The organism is Fretibacterium fastidiosum (genome assembly GCF_964642095.1).
Classification (GTDB): Bacteria; Synergistota; Synergistia; order Synergistales; family Aminobacteriaceae; genus Fretibacterium; species Fretibacterium fastidiosum.
Genome location: NZ_OZ209244.1, coordinates 615,603 through 631,554 on the forward strand (window position 1 = coordinate 615,603; position 15,952 = coordinate 631,554).

General features: G+C 65.6%; 15 protein-coding genes. 5 read left to right on the plus strand and 10 right to left on the minus strand.

Annotated features, from left to right (window positions below; all coding sequences use genetic code 11):
- The first annotated feature begins 89 nt into the window (after positions 1–89).
- From ACK28C_RS02815 to ACK28C_RS02825, 3 genes are all read left to right on the plus strand, one after another.
- A complete protein-coding gene (locus tag ACK28C_RS02815) occupies positions 90–365 on the plus strand; it encodes a hypothetical protein (protein ID WP_208872673.1) in 276 nt (91 codons plus the stop codon).
- 160 nt (positions 366–525) lie between these two features.
- On the plus strand, positions 526–1,101 hold the full coding sequence (gene rbr, locus ACK28C_RS02820; RefSeq protein ID WP_015556162.1) for a rubrerythrin: 576 nt from the start codon (positions 526–528) through the stop codon (positions 1,099–1,101).
- A 98-nt stretch (positions 1,102–1,199) separates the two neighbouring features.
- On the plus strand, positions 1,200–1,865 hold the full coding sequence (locus ACK28C_RS02825; RefSeq protein ID WP_015556161.1) for a nitroreductase family protein: 666 nt from the start codon (positions 1,200–1,202) through the stop codon (positions 1,863–1,865).
- A 96-nt stretch (positions 1,866–1,961) separates the two neighbouring features.
- Here the strand turns inward: ACK28C_RS02825 and ACK28C_RS02830 are convergent, their stop codons facing one another.
- Positions 1,962–3,146, minus strand: a complete 1,185-nt coding sequence (locus ACK28C_RS02830) for an amidohydrolase (RefSeq protein WP_243440567.1) — start codon at positions 3,144–3,146, stop codon at positions 1,962–1,964.
- A gap of 282 nt (positions 3,147–3,428) precedes the next feature.
- On the opposite strand from ACK28C_RS02830, the gene ACK28C_RS02835 reads away from it, so the two are divergent.
- On the plus strand, positions 3,429–4,787 hold the full coding sequence (locus ACK28C_RS02835; RefSeq protein WP_208872672.1) for a GntP family permease: 1,359 nt from the start codon (positions 3,429–3,431) through the stop codon (positions 4,785–4,787).
- Between the two features lie 349 nt (positions 4,788–5,136).
- Here the strand turns inward: ACK28C_RS02835 and ACK28C_RS02840 are convergent, their stop codons facing one another.
- From ACK28C_RS02840 to ppdK, 7 genes are all read right to left on the minus strand, one after another.
- Positions 5,137–6,021, minus strand: a complete 885-nt coding sequence (locus ACK28C_RS02840) for a DMT family transporter (protein WP_015556160.1) — start codon at positions 6,019–6,021, stop codon at positions 5,137–5,139.
- A 154-nt stretch (positions 6,022–6,175) separates the two neighbouring features.
- A complete protein-coding gene (locus ACK28C_RS02845) occupies positions 6,176–6,961 on the minus strand; it encodes an ABC transporter ATP-binding protein (RefSeq protein ID WP_015556159.1) in 786 nt (261 codons plus the stop codon).
- Entirely contained in the window at positions 6,958–7,779 is an 822-nt protein-coding gene (locus ACK28C_RS02850; RefSeq protein WP_015556158.1) for an ABC transporter ATP-binding protein, read from the minus strand. The genes ACK28C_RS02845 and ACK28C_RS02850 overlap by 4 nt, the downstream gene beginning before the upstream one ends.
- Positions 7,776–8,606, minus strand: coding sequence for a nickel ABC transporter permease subunit NikC (nikC, locus tag ACK28C_RS02855; RefSeq protein ID WP_208872671.1), 831 nt, complete (start codon positions 8,604–8,606; stop codon positions 7,776–7,778). The genes ACK28C_RS02850 and nikC overlap by 4 nt, the downstream gene beginning before the upstream one ends.
- Positions 8,603–9,544, minus strand: a complete 942-nt coding sequence (gene nikB / locus ACK28C_RS02860; protein ID WP_015556157.1) for a nickel ABC transporter permease subunit NikB — start codon at positions 9,542–9,544, stop codon at positions 8,603–8,605. The genes nikC and nikB overlap by 4 nt, the downstream gene beginning before the upstream one ends.
- A gap of 10 nt (positions 9,545–9,554) precedes the next feature.
- Entirely contained in the window at positions 9,555–11,135 is a 1,581-nt protein-coding gene (gene nikA / locus ACK28C_RS02865) for a nickel ABC transporter substrate-binding protein (protein WP_015556156.1), read from the minus strand.
- 191 nt (positions 11,136–11,326) lie between these two features.
- On the minus strand, positions 11,327–13,972 hold the full coding sequence (gene ppdK, locus ACK28C_RS02870; protein WP_015556155.1) for a pyruvate, phosphate dikinase: 2,646 nt from the start codon (positions 13,970–13,972) through the stop codon (positions 11,327–11,329).
- Between the two features lie 292 nt (positions 13,973–14,264).
- On the opposite strand from ppdK, the gene ACK28C_RS02875 reads away from it, so the two are divergent.
- Positions 14,265–14,651, plus strand: coding sequence for a Yae1 family protein (locus ACK28C_RS02875; RefSeq protein ID WP_015556154.1), 387 nt, complete (start codon positions 14,265–14,267; stop codon positions 14,649–14,651).
- Between the two features lie 63 nt (positions 14,652–14,714).
- Here the strand turns inward: ACK28C_RS02875 and ACK28C_RS02880 are convergent, their stop codons facing one another.
- Positions 14,715–15,368: a class I SAM-dependent methyltransferase gene (locus tag ACK28C_RS02880; protein ID WP_015556153.1), complete on the minus strand. Its 654-nt coding sequence runs from the start codon at positions 15,366–15,368 to the stop codon at positions 14,715–14,717.
- An 88-nt stretch (positions 15,369–15,456) separates the two neighbouring features.
- Positions 15,457–15,936 carry a MarR family winged helix-turn-helix transcriptional regulator gene (locus tag ACK28C_RS02885; protein WP_015556152.1) on the minus strand — a complete coding sequence of 160 codons (480 nt, stop codon included), beginning with the start codon at positions 15,934–15,936 and terminating at the stop codon, positions 15,457–15,459.
- Between the last annotated feature and the right edge of the window lie 16 nt (positions 15,937–15,952).

Genomic DNA, 15,952 nt, shown 5'->3' on the forward strand with positions numbered 1-15,952 from the left:
GAAGGATACCCTTTATTTGATGCTCCTTGAGTACTTTCAACAACTTTTAAAGATTAATCAGCGCTTCCCTAGAGAAGGAGGGATGCATCTTGAGTCTCTGGGAGAAGTGGGAACGGGACAAGCGGCGGGCGCAGGGCCTTGAGGTGAAGAGCGACGTTCAGATTCAAAGCTCGTACAGGAAGCCCAACCTGCGCCGCCAGCTCACGATCGTCGCGGCGGTGCTGCTCGGATGCCTCGCCATCGCTTTCGCCTCCATTCTCGTGGAGGCCGGCATGGGCCGAAAGTGGTCGGACACCCTGGTCGTCCGCCTCCTCATCCAGAGGCAGCTTCAGCGCGAGGAGATCGCAAGACGTCAAAATCCATAGCACGACAGACGGCGCGGAGCGGGAAACTCCGCGCCGTCGTCTCTGCCGGGGCAGGCCCAGTCCGTCCTTGCCATCCGTGGTATGATAGAGGCGAGCTCGAAAGGGCTCACACAGGCCCCGCCGAAGCGTGGGGCCATTTTATCATGGGGGGAATTTTGAGATGACGGACATGTTGAGGAGCAGGGCGGAAGAGCTGAAGGGCAAGAAGACCCGCGAGAACCTGTGCACGGCCTTTGCGGGAGAGTCCCAGGCGCGCAACAAGTACACGTTCTTCGCGGCCAAAGCCCGCGCCGAGGGCTACAATCAGATCGCGGACCTCTTCGAGGAGACGGCGCACAACGAGAGAGCGCACGCCAAGATGTGGTTCCAGATCCTCGGCGGGATCAGCGACAGCACGGCGGAGAACCTGAAGGCCGCCGCAGCCGGCGAGCACGACGAGTGGACGGACATGTACCCCACCTTCGCCAAGGTGGCGCGCGAGGAAGGCTTCAACGACATCGCCCGCCTGTTCGAGGGCGTCGCGGCCATCGAAAAGGCGCACGAGGAGCGCTACAAGAAACTGCTGAACGACGTCGAGAAGGGGCTGGTCTTCTCCTCCGACGGCGACGCCATCTGGCAGTGCGCCAACTGCGGGCACATCGTGGTGGGCAGGAGGGCGCCCGAGATGTGTCCCATCTGCGGGCACCCGAAGGCCTACTTCATGAAGAAGGGTGAGGGCGGCCAGGCCGGAGATTAGGTCAGGATTTCGCAAGGGAAGGGGAGAACGGCGGAGGCGAAGCCCCTCGAAGGACGATTATAATAGCGGTCACGAAATCAATTTCGAGGAGGTCAATCATGTTTGCTGCTTTCAGGAAATTCTGCGCCTTCCTTTTGGCGGTTGCGGTTCTTCTCCCCACCGGAGCGGCGTCTGCCGACGTCCCGCTCCCGGCCCCGCAGAGGACGGGCGGACCGGGCGTCTTTGACGCCATCGGAAGCCGCGCCTCGGCCCTGGGGGCCGACTTCGCCTCCATGGGGGAGGTGTCGTCGGAGAAGCTCTCGACGATCCTGTGGGCGGCGACGGGCCTGAACCGCGGGGAGAAGGGGTGGACAGTGCCGATGGCCATGGGGATGGAGCCCTACGTCAAAGTCTACGTGGCGCGGGCCGACGGAGTCTTCCTGTACGACTGGAAAGCCCACGCGCTGAAGGAGGTCTCCGGTGAGGACGTTCGGGGACGGATCGGCAAGCAGGACTTCGTCGCGAAGGCCCCCTGCACCCTGATCCTCGTCTCGGATTCCGAAGCCCTTTCCCGAAAGTTCAAGGACGAGGACGCCGAGGAGCAGTTCGCGGCCGTCGCCGCGGGGGCCATGGCTCAGGACGTCTACCTGGCGGCCGGGGCCGTGGGCGTCGGTACGCGCTACATCCGCTCCGTCCAGAAGGACGCCGTCGAAGACGTCCTGGGGTTGCGTGACGACGACGACGTCCTCTGCATCATGCCGATGGGGACGAAGCCGGGGGCCTGAGCCCGCCCCGCCGCACGAAGGGAAACACGAACGATCGAGAGGGAAGGGGGGAGTCGGTTGGCTCCCCCCTTCATCGTCTCGCAGCGGCCCCGCGCTTCAGGGCCGCCGCCACGCGACCGCGCCGTCGACGTAGGTCGTCACCGCATGGGTCCGGGCGTCCAGGGGGTCCCCGTCCCAGACGGTCAGGTCCGCGTCCTTCCCCGGCTCGATGGAGCCCATTCGCCCCTCAAGGCCCAGGTGCTCCGCCGCGTAGAGCGTGACCCCCCGCAGCGCCTCGTCCGGCGGCAGGCCCGCACGCACGGCCAGGGCAACGCAGGTGACGGCGTTTGAGATGGGGATCACGGGGTGATCCGTGATGAGGCAGAAGTGGACGCCGGCCCGCCACAGGGCGACGGGGTTCTGCCAGGACTGGTTCCTCAGCTCGATCTTGGAGCGCGAGGTCAGCATGGGCCCCACGGCCGCAAAGGCCTTCTTCGCCCCCAGCCACGCGGCGATCTGCCGGCCCTCCGTGCAGTGTTCGAGGCTGTACTTCAGGCCGAACTCCTCCGCGATGCGGACGGCGGTCTGAATGTCATCCAGCCGATGACAGTGGACGCTGAGGGTCATCTCCCGCCGCAGCACAGCGGCCAACGCCTCCATGCCCAGGTCGCGCTCCGCCGGCTCGTCCTTTCTCCTGGCGGCCTCCCGGCGGGCCAGGTAGTTCTGAGTTTTCACCAGCGCGCCGCGCAGGACGGCCGCGTTTCCCATGCGGGTCGTGGGCAGCTTGTCCTTCGGCTTGTAGACGCTCACGGGGTTCTCGCCCAGCGCGGCCTTCATGACGGAGCAGGGCACGACGGTCATGCGCTCCACCACGTCCGGCCGCGTCTTGACCACGACGCCCTGTCCGCCGATGACGTTGCCGCTTCCCGGCAGCGCCTGAACGCAGGTCACGCCTCCCGACAGGGCGTCCTCAAAGGCTTCGTCCCCGGGGTAGAGCGCGTCCAGGGCCCGCAGCTGCGGCGTCACGGGGTCCACCATGTCGTTGTCGTCCGCCATCGTCGCCTGGGGGAAGCCCTCCGGGCAGACGCCGATGTGCGTGTGGGCGTCGATCAGGCCCGGCGTCACGCGAAAGCCCTTCAGGTCCTCCACCTCCGCGCCCTCGTCGGGCGACAGCCCCCTCCCCACCGCCACGATCCGGCCACTCCGGACGGCGACGTCCAGCTCATGGAACCCATCGTCGCGCCCCGTCCAGACCAGGGCGCCCCTCAGCAGGAGCGCGCGCGCCTTTGTCCTATCCTGCAACCCGTTCCGCTTCCCTTCCAAAAAATTTCGATGGCTGCGACCACGCCCACAACCAGGCCAAGCCCGCGACCATCGGCCTTTTCCAGGATATCACAGTTTTCAGAAAAAATACGTGTCAAAATCGCGGGCTCAGGAAAGCGCTGAAGGCCCTCCTTAAGCTGTATGCTCGATGGCCCTCAAAGCGCATCCGACGCTCCTCCAACAATGGTACAATTTATAGCGAAAACAAGCGCCACATCGTGCACGATCCCCGATCCGCTCCAGAGAAAGGTGATGGGTCTTTTGCTCCATGGTTCCGCGCTGATCGTCATTCTGTTGCTCACCATCCTCATCATGGTCTTTATGGTGTCGAGGTTCAAGCTGCACCCCTTCATCTCGCTGTTTACCGCCGCGCTCCTGATGGGGCTGGCGGTCGGCATGCCACCCTTTGAAGTGCTCAGGACGATCCTCGACGGGTTCAGCAACACCTGCCGCGGCATCGGCATCGTGATCCTGCTGGGCACGATCATCGGGGCCATGCTGGAGAGCAGCGGCGCGGCCCTCACGATGGCGGACAGCGTGCTGCGCACCGTCGGCAAGAAGCGCCCCGGCATCGCCATGAGCCTCATCGGCTGGATCGTCTCCATCCCCGTGTTCTGCGACTCGGGCTTCGTCATCCTCTCCTCCCTCAACAAATCCCTGTCCATGCGCAGCAACATCAATCTGCCAACGATGGCCATCGCCCTGTCCACCGGCCTCTACGCCACCCACACGCTGGTCCCGCCGACGCCCGGCCCCATCGCCGCAGCAGGCAACCTGGGCGCGGACCTGGGCCTCGTCATCCTGTGGGGCTTCATCACCTCCATCCCGGCCGTCATCGCGGGCTACATCTACGCCACCGTCGTGGGCCCCAGGCTGTGCGTGGAGGCAACGGAGGGGGCTTCCTACGAGGAACTGCTCGCCCGGTTCAACGAGCTGCCCTCCCCGGAAAAGTCCTTCGCGCCCATCGTCGTCCCGCTGATCCTGATCGGACTGAAGTCCCTCGTCAACTACCCCCCAGTACTGGCGCGGATCGGCGAAGAATCCCCGCTCAACGTCGTGTCCTCCTTCCTGGGTGACCCCGTCATCGCCCTCTCCGTCGGGGTGACGCTGTGTTTCCTCCTGCCGCCCCGGATCACGGAAGAGGTCACCAACCGGTGGATCGGGCGCGGCATCAAAGAGGGCGCCAACATCGTCGTGATCACCGCCGCCGGCGGCAGCCTGGGCGCCGTCATCACCGCCAGCCACGTGGGCGACTACATCGGAAGCGCCCTGTCCTCCTACCACTTCGGCATCTTTCTCCCCTTCATCATCGCCGCGGCCGTCAAGACGGCGCAGGGTTCCTCCACCGTGGCCCTGGTCACCACGTCCACCATCGTTGCCCCCATGCTGGGCTCCCTGGGGCTCGCCTCCCCCATGGGAGCGGTCCTGGCCACCCTGGCCGTGGGGAGCGGTTCCATGGTGGTCTCCCACGCCAACGACTCTTACTTCTGGGTCGTGACGCAGTTCTCCGACATGGACCTCAGCACGGGCTACAAGGCCCAGACCGGCGCCACGCTCGTCGAGGGCATCGTGGGGATCCTGGCCGTCTACGTCATCTCCCTCTTCACCCTCCCCACTTGACGCAGGGCAAAAGGCTGAGCATCCTGGTCACAAGGGGAACGGCTGCGCCGTGCCCCTCTTTTCCCTCAAAATTTTACTGAAAATTCTGTAGATTCTGCGGCCCATGGGCCGCGCTCCACAAAAACACGGCAGGCGATCTGCCACAAGGAGGTTTCGGAAGGTCGTGGGCGGGTATTCCCTTCGGGGGAAGGTGTGGAGTTTCCATCCCTTTAAGGAAGTTTCGGAAGGCACAGAAGACAAAAAAGCTTGTGCTGGGCGAAGAGTTTCCACCCCTCTAAGGAAGTTTCGGAAGACCACACCAAAAGGGCTCCTCGCCTTTTTGCCGCTCTTTCGCCGCCTTTCGCCGGCGTCAACCCCTTCCCGCCCTCCACTCGGAGACGGCGAGCCCCCCCAGGATCAACCCCGTCCCCAGGAGGGACAAAGGCGTCACGGGCTCTCCCAGGGCCAGGGCGCCTGCCGCCACGGCCACGACGGGGATCAAATAGGCGGAGACGCTGGTCCGCACCGGCCCCAGCGCCTCGACGGCAAAGTTCCACGCGAAGAAGCACAGGGCCGACGCCCCCAGCCCGAGGTAGAGGAAGGGTAGGAAAAATTTCGGTTGCACCAGGTGGGCGAGGTTCGGTCTGAGGCCCAGGAACGGCGACAGGATCGCCAGGAACAGGACGCCGTAGAGGAAGATGCGCTGCGTCGCCTGAAGGGTGCTGAGGCCGAAGCCGCCGGCCCGCCGCACCAGCACGGAGTAGAGGCCCCAACTGGCGGCCGCTCCCAGGGCCAGCAGGTCCCCCAGAGGCGAGATCTGCATCCGGACCCCATTGAAGCTGATGAGGCCGATGCCCGTCATCGCGAGGGCAAAGCCGACGAAGAAGCGCACCTGAAGCCGGTCCGACCGGTAGAAGAGGCGGTTCAGGGTCGCCGTGAAGAAGGGGGCGGCGGAGATGATGACCCCCACGTTGGAGGCCAGGCCGTGCGTCAGGGCCGTGTTCTCCAGCAGGAAGTAGAGCACGATGCCGCAGAATCCCGCGACGGCGTAGGAGAGCTCCTCCGGCACCGTCCGGACCCGCGGGAGGCGGGGGGACACCAGGAAGAGCGCCACCAGGCCCAGGACCATGCGGATCAGGATGACCTCCACCGGCCTGAAGTCCTCCAGGATGACCTTTGACACGATGAAGGTCGTGCCCCAGATCAGGATGCTGGTCAGCGCGGCGGCGTAGCCCGCGATGGCGCTGCGCTTCATCTTCCCGCACCCCCGGCAGCCGTTGCCCTCCTGCGCTCCACCCTTCCAAACGTCATTGCGCTCCGTCCCCCTTCAAAAAATAAGGCCCGCGTTCGGCCGGAGCGGAGCGCGAGCCGCATCAGCGTACGGGGGTATTATACGACGAATCCTCCCCTCAGCGGCGCGGGAACGCGGGGGGCAGGGAGGCCAGCAGCTCCTCGATGATGGGGTGTCCCATCGCCGCCAGTTCCTCGACGGAGCGCCCCCGCGCGGCGATCACGCCGTCCGCCATCAGCGCCACCTCGCGACAGAGCCCGGCCACCACCCTCAGGTCGTGGGAGATGAAGAGGAACGCCAGCCCCTGCTCGTCGCGGATGCGCTCGATCAGTTTCAGCACCCGCGCCTGCACCAGCATGTCCAGGCTGCTGACCGCCTCGTCAAAGACCACCACGCGCGGGTTCGGCGCCAGGGCGCGGGCGATGCAGACCCGCTGGAGCTCGCCCCCGCTGAACTGCGAGGGGTACTTGTCCGCGTCCACAGCCTTCAGCCCCACCTGCTCCAGCAGGGGGCAGGACCGCTCCACGGCCTCTCCCTTCGTCAGGCTGAAGAAGTTGCGCAACGGCTCCGCGACGATCTCCCCGGCGGTCATCCGGGGGTTCACGGAGTCACGCACGTTCTGAAACACCGCCTGCACGCTGCGCCGAAACTCGGCGCGCCGCGCGGGAGAAGCCACGTCCTCTCCGAGGAACCGCACGGTCCCGGCGTTTGGGCGCTCCAGGCCCAGGATCACCCGTCCCAGAGTGCTCTTGCCGCACCCGCTGCGCCCCACAAGCCCCAGGGAAGCCCCCTCCGAAAGGTCCAGGTCCACGCCGCGCAGCACGTGCAGAGCCTCCGCCCGGGTGAAGAGCCCCCCGCGCCGGTAGGTTCGGCAAACGCCCTCTAAAGACAGAAGCGCGCTCATCGTTCGTCCCCTCCCTCCTGCAACAGGCCGAGGCGCGCGCAGAGCGCACGGTGCGCCTCCACCAAGGCGACCGTCACCGGGTGCCGCGGGGAGCTGAAGATCTCCCCGACGGGGCGGTCCTCCACCACGGCGCCCTCCTCCAGCACCACCACGTCGTCGGCCACGCGGGCCACGACGCCGAAGTCGTGCGTCACCAGGAGGACCCCCATGTCCCGACGACGCCGTGCGGCGTCGATCAGGTCCAGCACCCGTCTCTGGGCCACGGTGTCCAGGTCCGTCGTCGGCTCGTCCGCGATCAGCAGGCTGGGGTCGTTCAACAGGGCCAGGGCCAGCATCACCCGCTGGAGCATCCCCCCGCTGAGCTGAAAGGGGTAGGCGCGGCATATTTTGCCGGCGTCCTCAAGCCCGACCTCCCTCAGGGCGGCCTCGGCCCGCCCGCGCCAACCGAAGTCCCCTCCGTGGGCCGCCAGGGTCTCCCTGAAGTGGGAGCCGATGGAGAACAGGGGGTCGAAGCAACTGATGGGGTCCTGCAGGACCATGGCGATGCGCGTCCCGCGAAGCTCGCGGAGCTCCCTGGCGGGAAGGGCGTCGATCGGGCGCCCCTCGAAGCGGATCGCCCCCCCCGTGCGCCTCACGCCCTGTGGAAGCAGGCCCGGAACTGCCGTGCAGGAGAGCGACTTGCCCGATCCGCTGGCCCCCACCAGACAGGTGACGCGCCCGCGGCGGACCGCAAAGGAGACGTCTCGGACCAGGGGCCTTGCGGCCCGCTCCGACGTCTCGATCCGGAGGCCACGCACCTCCAACAGCGGCGCGCTCATGACTCCGCCTCCACGAAGTCGAAGTCGGACGCATCGCGCATGGCGTCGCCCAGCAGGTTAAAGGCCATGACGCTGACGAAGATGGCCAGCCCCGGATAGAGCAGCAGCTGCGGCTGGGTCCAGAGGTACTGGCGCGCGTCGTTGATCATGCTGCCCCATTCGGGCATCGGGGGCTGGACGCCAAGCCCAAGGAAGGAGAGGCCCGCCACGTGCAGCATCATGTGTCCGATGTCGAGGGTGGAGAGCACCAGCAGTTGCGGGGCCAGGGCCGGCAGGATGTGGCGCGCCACGATGCGCCACCGGCTGGTCCCAGCGACCCGCGCGGCCAGCACGAACTCGCGGTTCTTCAGGGAGATGACGATCCCCCTCACGATGCGGGCGTACCAGGCCCAGTGCGTGAAGAAGATCGCGACGATGACGTTCGTCAGCCCCGTGCCCAGCACCGCGACGAAGAACATGGCCAAGATGATCGTGGGGAAGGTCAGAAACACGTCACAGGTGCGCATGATGGCGGAGTCCAGCACCCCGCCGAAGAAGCCCGCGACGCTCCCGGCAAAGGTGCTGAAGGTCACGATGAGCAACAGGATGAGGAAGACGGACCCCAGCGAGACGCGGGAGCCAAAGATCAGGCGGGACAGCACGTCGCGCCCCAGGTGGTCGGTCCCCAGCAGGTGCCCCGCACCCGGCGGCAGCAGCTTGGCCGCCAGGTTCACCTCCTGCGGGTCCGGCAGCCCCATCCAGGGGCCCAGGAGCGCCGCCAGACCGATCAGGAGGAGCAGAGCCGCGGCCACCCAGAAGACCTTGTTGCGCAACAGTCGGGCAGTCATCGGGCCTCTCCTTCCAGTCGGACGCGCGGGTCCACCAGCGCGTAGAGGATGTCAACGCAGAGGTTGCAGGCGACGAAGATCACGGTCATCAGGAGGATGAAGCACTGGAGCACGGGGTAGTCCCGGTTCAGGACCGACTGGACCGCGTAGCGCCCCAGTCCCGGCCAGGCGAAGATGTTCTCCGCGATGACGGCCCCTCCCAGCATCTCCCCCAGGTGCATGCCCGTAGCGGTGACGATGGGGATCATGGAGTTCTTCATGACGTGCGCCCACACCACCCGCCGCTCCGTCAGGCCGCGCGCGCGGGCGTAGAAGACGGAACGGGAACGCATGTGCTCCAGCAGGTTCGCCCGCAGGAAGCGGATGTTGACGGCGATCGACATGGCCGACAGCGTGACGACCGGCATGACCAGGTGCGCCGCGCCGCCACGCCCCATGGGGGGCAGCCACCCCAGCTTGACGGAGAAGAGGTACAGGAGCAGGTAGCCCAGCCAGAAGCTCGGCATGGAGACCCCGACGAAGGCCAGCGCCCGCGTGAAGTGGTCGGCCAGCCGATCCTTGTAGAGCGCTGCGGCCACCCCCAGGGGAACGCTGACCAGGAGAGTAAAGAGAAGCCCCCACCCGGCCAGCGTCAACGTGGCAGGAAGGTAGTAGAGCACCTCCTGGAGCACCGGCTTGCCCGTCACGTAGGAGCGGCCGAAGTCCAGCCGGACGGCCTTCGCAGCCCACGCAGCGTACTGCTCCGCGATCGGCCGGTCCAGTCCCAGCTCGCGCCTCGCCTCGGCCAGGGCCTGCTCGGTGGGAGGAATGTTCGCCATCCGCAGGTAGGCCATGGCCGGATCTCCCTTAGCCAGCCTCAGGACGAGGAACACCAGGATCGAAACGCAGATCAGGATGGGGATCAGGACGAGGAAGCGCCTGACGATGAACCGGACCATCGCGTGCCGCCTACTCCCAGGACATCGTGTCGAAGGGCACCGAGTCCACGAAGGCGGGGAATCCGACGCCCACCAACCCCTTCCTGTGGACCTTCACCAGCGTCTTGTAGGAGATGGGGAAGTAGACGGCCTGGTCGTGCAGGGTGGTCAGAATGTCCCTGTACAGTGCGGACCGTTCCGCGTCCGTCGTGGCCCGAAGCACCAGACCAATCTTCTCGTCGAGCTCCTTCTTCATCGGCAGGCCGGACTGGGCCTGATAGTCCGCGTGGGAAGGAACCCGCATGGAGGCGCACATCGCGTGGGGATCGTAGGGGGCGCCCCAGGTGTCGTTGAAGATCATGCCGAACTCCCCGTCCCGCTGGCGCTTGAAGTAGGCGTCGCTCTCCTCCCCGATCAGGTTGACCCGAATCCCGGCCTTCCTGAGGTCGGACTGCACCACCTCGGCGATCGTCTTCTGCTCGGCGTCGTTGCCGACGAAACAGAGGTCGAACGCCAGCTCCTGGCCGTCCTTTGAGCGGTAGTCCCCCTCCTGCTTCCAGCCGGCTTCCTCCAGGAGCGCCTTCGCCTTTTCCAAATCGTGCTCGTAGGGAGCGAGGCCCGCGTCGCAGTAGGGCATGGCCGTACTGAAGAGGAAGGGCGCGGGGGGCTCCACCTCCAGGAACACGCCCCTGATGATGGCGTCGCGGTCGATGGCGTGCTGAACGGCCCTGCGCACCGCCAGGTCCCTGCCCGCCCCCCTTGCGGAGTTGATGGCCAGGGCGCGGGTGGCCCTGGGGTTGGAGACGCCCGTCTCGAAGCGCCCCGTCGCCTCCAGACGCTTGAAGGCCTCGAGGCTGATCTGGGCAGCCCCATGACCGCTGGTCCCGAAGATCAGGTCCAGGTCCCCCGTCTCCAAAGCCGCCACGCGCGAATCCCCCTCCGGGACCACCTTGACCAGCACCTCCTCAAGCTCAGGCTTTTTGCCCCAGTAGGACTCGTTGCGCTTGAACAGGTCGTACTCCCCCTTTCGGGCCTCGGCGTGGACCCATGGCCCCGTTCCGACGGGGGCCTTGATCCCTTTGGCCGTGCCCCCGTCCGCACCGAACTGCGCGGGGCTCAGGAAGCGGAGGGGACGGATGAGGGAGAGGTCCGCCAGGGTCGGCCCGTAGGCATCCTTCAGGATGAGGCGCAGCGTGTGTTCGTCCGCCGCCTCCGTCCCCTCGAGTTCTCCAATCAGGCCCAGCCATTCATGGCGCCCCGCGTTGGCCATCACGGCGTCGAAGTTCGCCTTCGCGGCCCGTGCGTTCCACGGCGTCCCGTCGGAGAAGGTCACGCCCCTGCGGAGGTGAAAGGTGTAGACCTTGCCGTCCGGGGAGACCTCCCAGCTCTCGGCCAAGCAAGGCTCGATCTCGCCGGACACGGCATAGCGGACCAACGGCTCGTAGATCATGTCCTGAGCGTACATCTGGTTTGAAGAGTACTGGTGCGGACTCAGGTCCCCTCCTGCGTTGCTGCCACACGAGTAGACCAGCCTTGACGTCTCCGCCGCGCCGGACGCCCCGCAGAGCGACAACAGCCACAGCGCACAGAGCCACCTCGCAAATCGCCTCATAAAAAATCCCTCCATAACGATTTAAGCTATCAGAATTCCCCTGTCGTCACCCTCAGCGAAATCTTTGTCTAAGAGAACGCAGGGGACATGGTAACATATTTTATAATAAAAATAATACTCAGCGTTCACCATAGACGAAGGGCCGGTCCCCAGGGGGCCGGCCCTTCGTGCCGCGCACGAGGCAGCGTCGCTTACTTGAGCGTGCCCATCGCCGCGTGGGCCGCAGCCACGCGCGCCACGGGCACGCGGAAGGGCGAGCAACTGACGTAGCTCATGTGGATCGAGTGGCAGAAGGCGATGGAGGACGGGTTGCCGCCGTGCTCGCCGCAGATCCCCACCGAAAGCTTGGGGGCGACGCTCCGGCCCTTCTCCACCGCGATCCGCATCAGAGCGCCCACCCCGTCCCGGTCCAGCTCGCTGAAGGGGTTCTCCTTGAACACGCCCTTGTCGATGTACTGGAACAGGAACTTGCCCTCGGCGTCGTCCCGCGAGTAGCCGAAGGTCGTCTGGGTCAGGTCGTTGGTTCCGAAGCTGAAGAACTGCGCGTACTCGGCCAACTGGTCGGCCACGAGGGCCGCGCGCGGCACCTCGATCATCGTCCCGACGAGGTAGGTGAAGTCCGTCCCGGAGGCCTTCATGACCTCACCGGCGATGCGGTCGGCCATCTCGCGGAAGAACTTCATCTCCGCCCGCGTCCCCACCAGCGGGATCATGACCTCCGGCCTCACCTTGACGCCCGCCTTCGTCAGCTCCGCCACGGCCTCGAAGATGGCGTTGATCTGCATCTCGTAGATCTCAGGGTAGACCATCCCCAGGCGGCAGCCCCGGAAGCCCAACATCGGGTTGGCCTCGTGAAGCTGATGGGCCTTGTTCAGGGTCCTTCGCAGTTTCTCGGCCTCCGGCGAGGTCCCGCGGCCCTTCTTCTCCAGCTCGCCCAGCTCCTCCAGGAGGGCCGGCTCCTTGGGAAGAAACTCGTGCAGGGGCGGGTCAAGCAGGCGAACGATGACCGGGTATCCCTCCATCGCCTTGAAGATCCCCACGAAGTCGTCCTTCTGCATGACCTTCAGCTTGTTCAGCGCCTCGACGCGCTCCTCAAGGGAGTCGGCCACGACCAGCCGCTGCATCACCGGCAGCCGGTCGGTCGCCATGAACATGTGCTCCGTGCGGCAGAGGCCGATGCCCCTGGCCCCGAACTCGCGGGCGCGGCGAGCGTCCTCCGGCGTGTCCGCGTTGGCCCAGACCTCCTGCTCGGCCGCCTCGTCCGCCCAACCCAGCAGCTTTTTGAAGTCCTCGGAGAAGGTCGCCTCGATCAACGGCGCCTCACCCAGGAGGACGCGGCCCGATGAGCCGTCCACCGTCACGGTGTCCCCCTTCTTCAGGGTCCTGCCCCGGCTGGTCAGGGTCTCGGCCGCGAGGTCGATCTCCACCTCCTCGCAGCCGCAGACCGCCGGCTTGCCCATGCCGCGGGCGACGACCGCCGCGTGGCTGGTCATGCCGCCCCGGCTCGTCACCACAGCGGCCGATGCAAAGAGGCCGTGGATGTCGTCCGGGCAGGTCTCAGGGCGCGCCAGGACGACGGACTTGTCCTGATGGGCCCACGCCTCGGCCTCGTCGGCGGAGAAGACCAGTATCCCGACCCCGGCGCCCGGCGAGGCGGGGAGGCCGACCGCCAGCACCTCCTGCGGCGCGCTCTTGTCCACCTGGCGGTGCAGCAGTTGTTCCACCTGTTCGGGCGACACGCGGGCCACGGCCGTTTTGGTGTCGATCAGGCCCTCGCCCACCATGTCCATGGCAACCTTCACCGCCGCGGCAGCCGTCCTCTTGCCCGTCCGGGTCTGGAGCAGGAAGAGCTTGCCGCGCTCGATGGTGAACTCGATGTCCTGCATGTCCCTGTAGGACTTCTCCAACTGGCCGGTCAGCCTGCAAAGCTCCCTGTAGATATCCGGCATGGCCCCCTCCAACTGGCCGATGGGCATGGGGGTGCGGATGCCTGCCACCACGTCCTCGCCCTGAGCGTTGATGAGGAACTCGCCGTACAGCTTGTTCTCGCCGGTGGAGGGGTTGCGCGTGAAGCAGACGCCCGTGCCGCAGTCGTCGCCCAGGTTGCCGAAGACCATGGAGATGACGTTCACCGCCGTCCCCAGGTCGTCCGCGATCTTGTTGATCTTGCGGTAGGTCACGGCGCGCGGAATGTTCCAGCTCCTGAACACGGCCTCGATGGCCCTGCGGAGCTGATCCCACGGGTCGGTGGGGAAGTCCCGGCCCGTGGCGGCCTTGTAGATCGCCTTGAACTCAGCCACCAGCTTCTCCAGCGCCTCGGCGGGGATCTCGAAGTCCTGGGCGACGCCAAGCGCTTTCTTGCAGGCCGAGAGGGCCTGCTCGAACCGGTCGGAACTCACCTCGTCCACGACGCTCCCGAACATCTGGATGAAGCGGCGGTAGCTGTCGAACGCGAAGCGGCGGTTGCCGGAGACGGAGGCCAGCCCCTCGACGGTCTCGTCGTTCAGGCCCAGGTTCAGGATCGTCTCCATCATGCCCGGCATGGAGATGGGGGCGCCGGACCGCACCGAGACCAAAAGCGGGTTCTTCCCGTCGTTGAAGCCCTTGCCGGCCTCCTTTTCAAGCTCCTTGACGTAGCGCTTGACCTCGTCCCAGATCGCGTCCATGATCTTCGGGTCCTGCATGTACCTGCGGCAGACCTCGGTGGTCAGGATGAAGCCGGGCGGCACGGGAAGACCGCTCTGCACCATCTGGCACAGGTTGGCCCCCTTGCCCCCCAGGAGCAGCTTCTGATCGCCCTTGCCTTCCTTCAAACTGTAGATGAACTTCTCCGCCATACCACTCACTCCTCGTTCGACAAAAACGTTTTGCGGAAGCATGCCACACTTCGCAATCCAAAGCGACGCGAACCCGCTTCCAACTCCAACCCTCCGGCGCGCTCAGACCTCGCAGCATCAACAAACCGCATCGAAAGCATCACTATCTTTTATACTATAGCGTTTTCCGTGGCTCCCTTCAATGGGGATTTCAAAGGATTTCATCCGTTGGAGGACACGCTCCGGCGGTCGGACGAGTCCGTCTTGCAGCGGCGGAGGCTTCGCCGGAACGGTATAATGCAGGGGCGGCTATATGACGAACGACGAAACGGGGGTGTCCATTGTGCAGACGACGGCCGACACGGTGTTTCAGCGCGTGAACGACACGGAGAAGGAGTATTGGAGCTCCTTTGCGGTGAGGTATCGCCAGCTTCAGGAGCAGATAGCGGAGTGGGATCGACGGGCTTTCCTCAAGGATGCCCGCAATCAAGGCCTTGCCGAAGGCCACAAACAGGGGCTTGAGGAGGGGCGCAAAGAAGGGCTTGAGCAGGGACTTGAACGGGGGCGCGCGCTGGGCGAGGCAAAGGGTCGGGCCGACGTAGTACGGCAACTCGCCGCCTCCGGTCTTCTGACGCTGGAGCAGGTCGCGCAGGCGACGGGAATGTCCACGGAGGAGGTCAAGGCCATAACTTCGGAATAAAAAGCGCAGGAGGCCCTCATGCGGGCACGTTCATGGCTTGCCCGCCTGGAGGCCTCCCGGCTTTCACCGCTCCTTCACGAACACCTGGCGCCGCGAGATGGAATTGATGTAGCGATCCTCCGTCAGGCTCAGGCCCCGTTCGCGGCAGATTGCGGGATAGGCGTTGTTCCAGTTGTCCCGGTTCCGCTCGCCCCAGCGGCAGAAGGGGTACCAGACGATCCCCCAGAGGCCGAAGCGTGGCCGGCTCCAATCCACCAGCAGAAAGGTCCCGCCCGGCCGCAGCAGCCGCGCCGTCTCCGCGATGGCGGCCCGCCGAACCGCAGGGGGTGTCTCGTGCAGCGCCATCGAGGTCATGACCAGGTCGAAGTGCCCGTCGGGAAAGGGAAGCTCATCCATGGACGCCTTCAAAAACTCCACCTTGCAGGCGAAGGCCCCCGCTCCCCGACGCGCGCACTCCAGCTGGTCATCCGAGATGTCCGCCCCGACGATCGACGCGCTGGCTGGGCTCGTTTCAGCCAAAGCGTAGCTCAGCCCTCCGGGGCCGCAGCCCAGGTCGAGCGCCCTGCCGCCCTCCCCAAGCCGCAGGTCCCCCACGGCCTGACGATAAAACCGCTCCTGAAAGCCGAACAGTGCGGCAAACCTCCGGTAGTTCTCCCCTCCGAACGCGCCCTTGAAGGCCCTGCCCTTACCCCGAAAATCCCGTGCTTCCTCAGTCATCGTGCCAACCTCCCCGATCTCTTTCCAATACGTATAGTTGCTATACAATTAAGAACGCGCAAACCCCCGCCTAAAAACCCTAACCAACTCACCGGTGGGCGCAGGACTGAAATTTTCCTTCCAGCGCGGCATCCAATGCGCCCAGAAAGTCCAGCAGAAAAAGCCTCTCTCCCTCCGCCGCGCCCGAGAGGAGGCCCTCCACCAGGCGGTCGAAATCCGCGTGAAGGCGCTCGTGGAAGCGGTAAGCCCGCTCGCCGTCGGGCGTCACCCTCAGGATGCGGCGGAGGCTGCTGCCCTCGTCCTTTTCCTTGACGAGCATCCCCTTCTCCTCCAGCTTCATCGCAATCTGGGACACGGCCCCCCGCGTCACTCCCAGCACCTCCGCCAGAGCCGTCATGTGCCGGTTCGGGTTCTCCTTGACGCACTTGATCAGGTGAATCTCCGCCGCGAAGAGGGGCGTGTCGGTGCCGTAACGGTGCAGCCGCTCCTGCGCTTCCTGCAGCTTCAGCATAACGTTCAGCAGGCGATAGCTGACTTTGCTCTCGTTGGCCTCGTTGATGATCTTCATGATGCCTATTGTATAG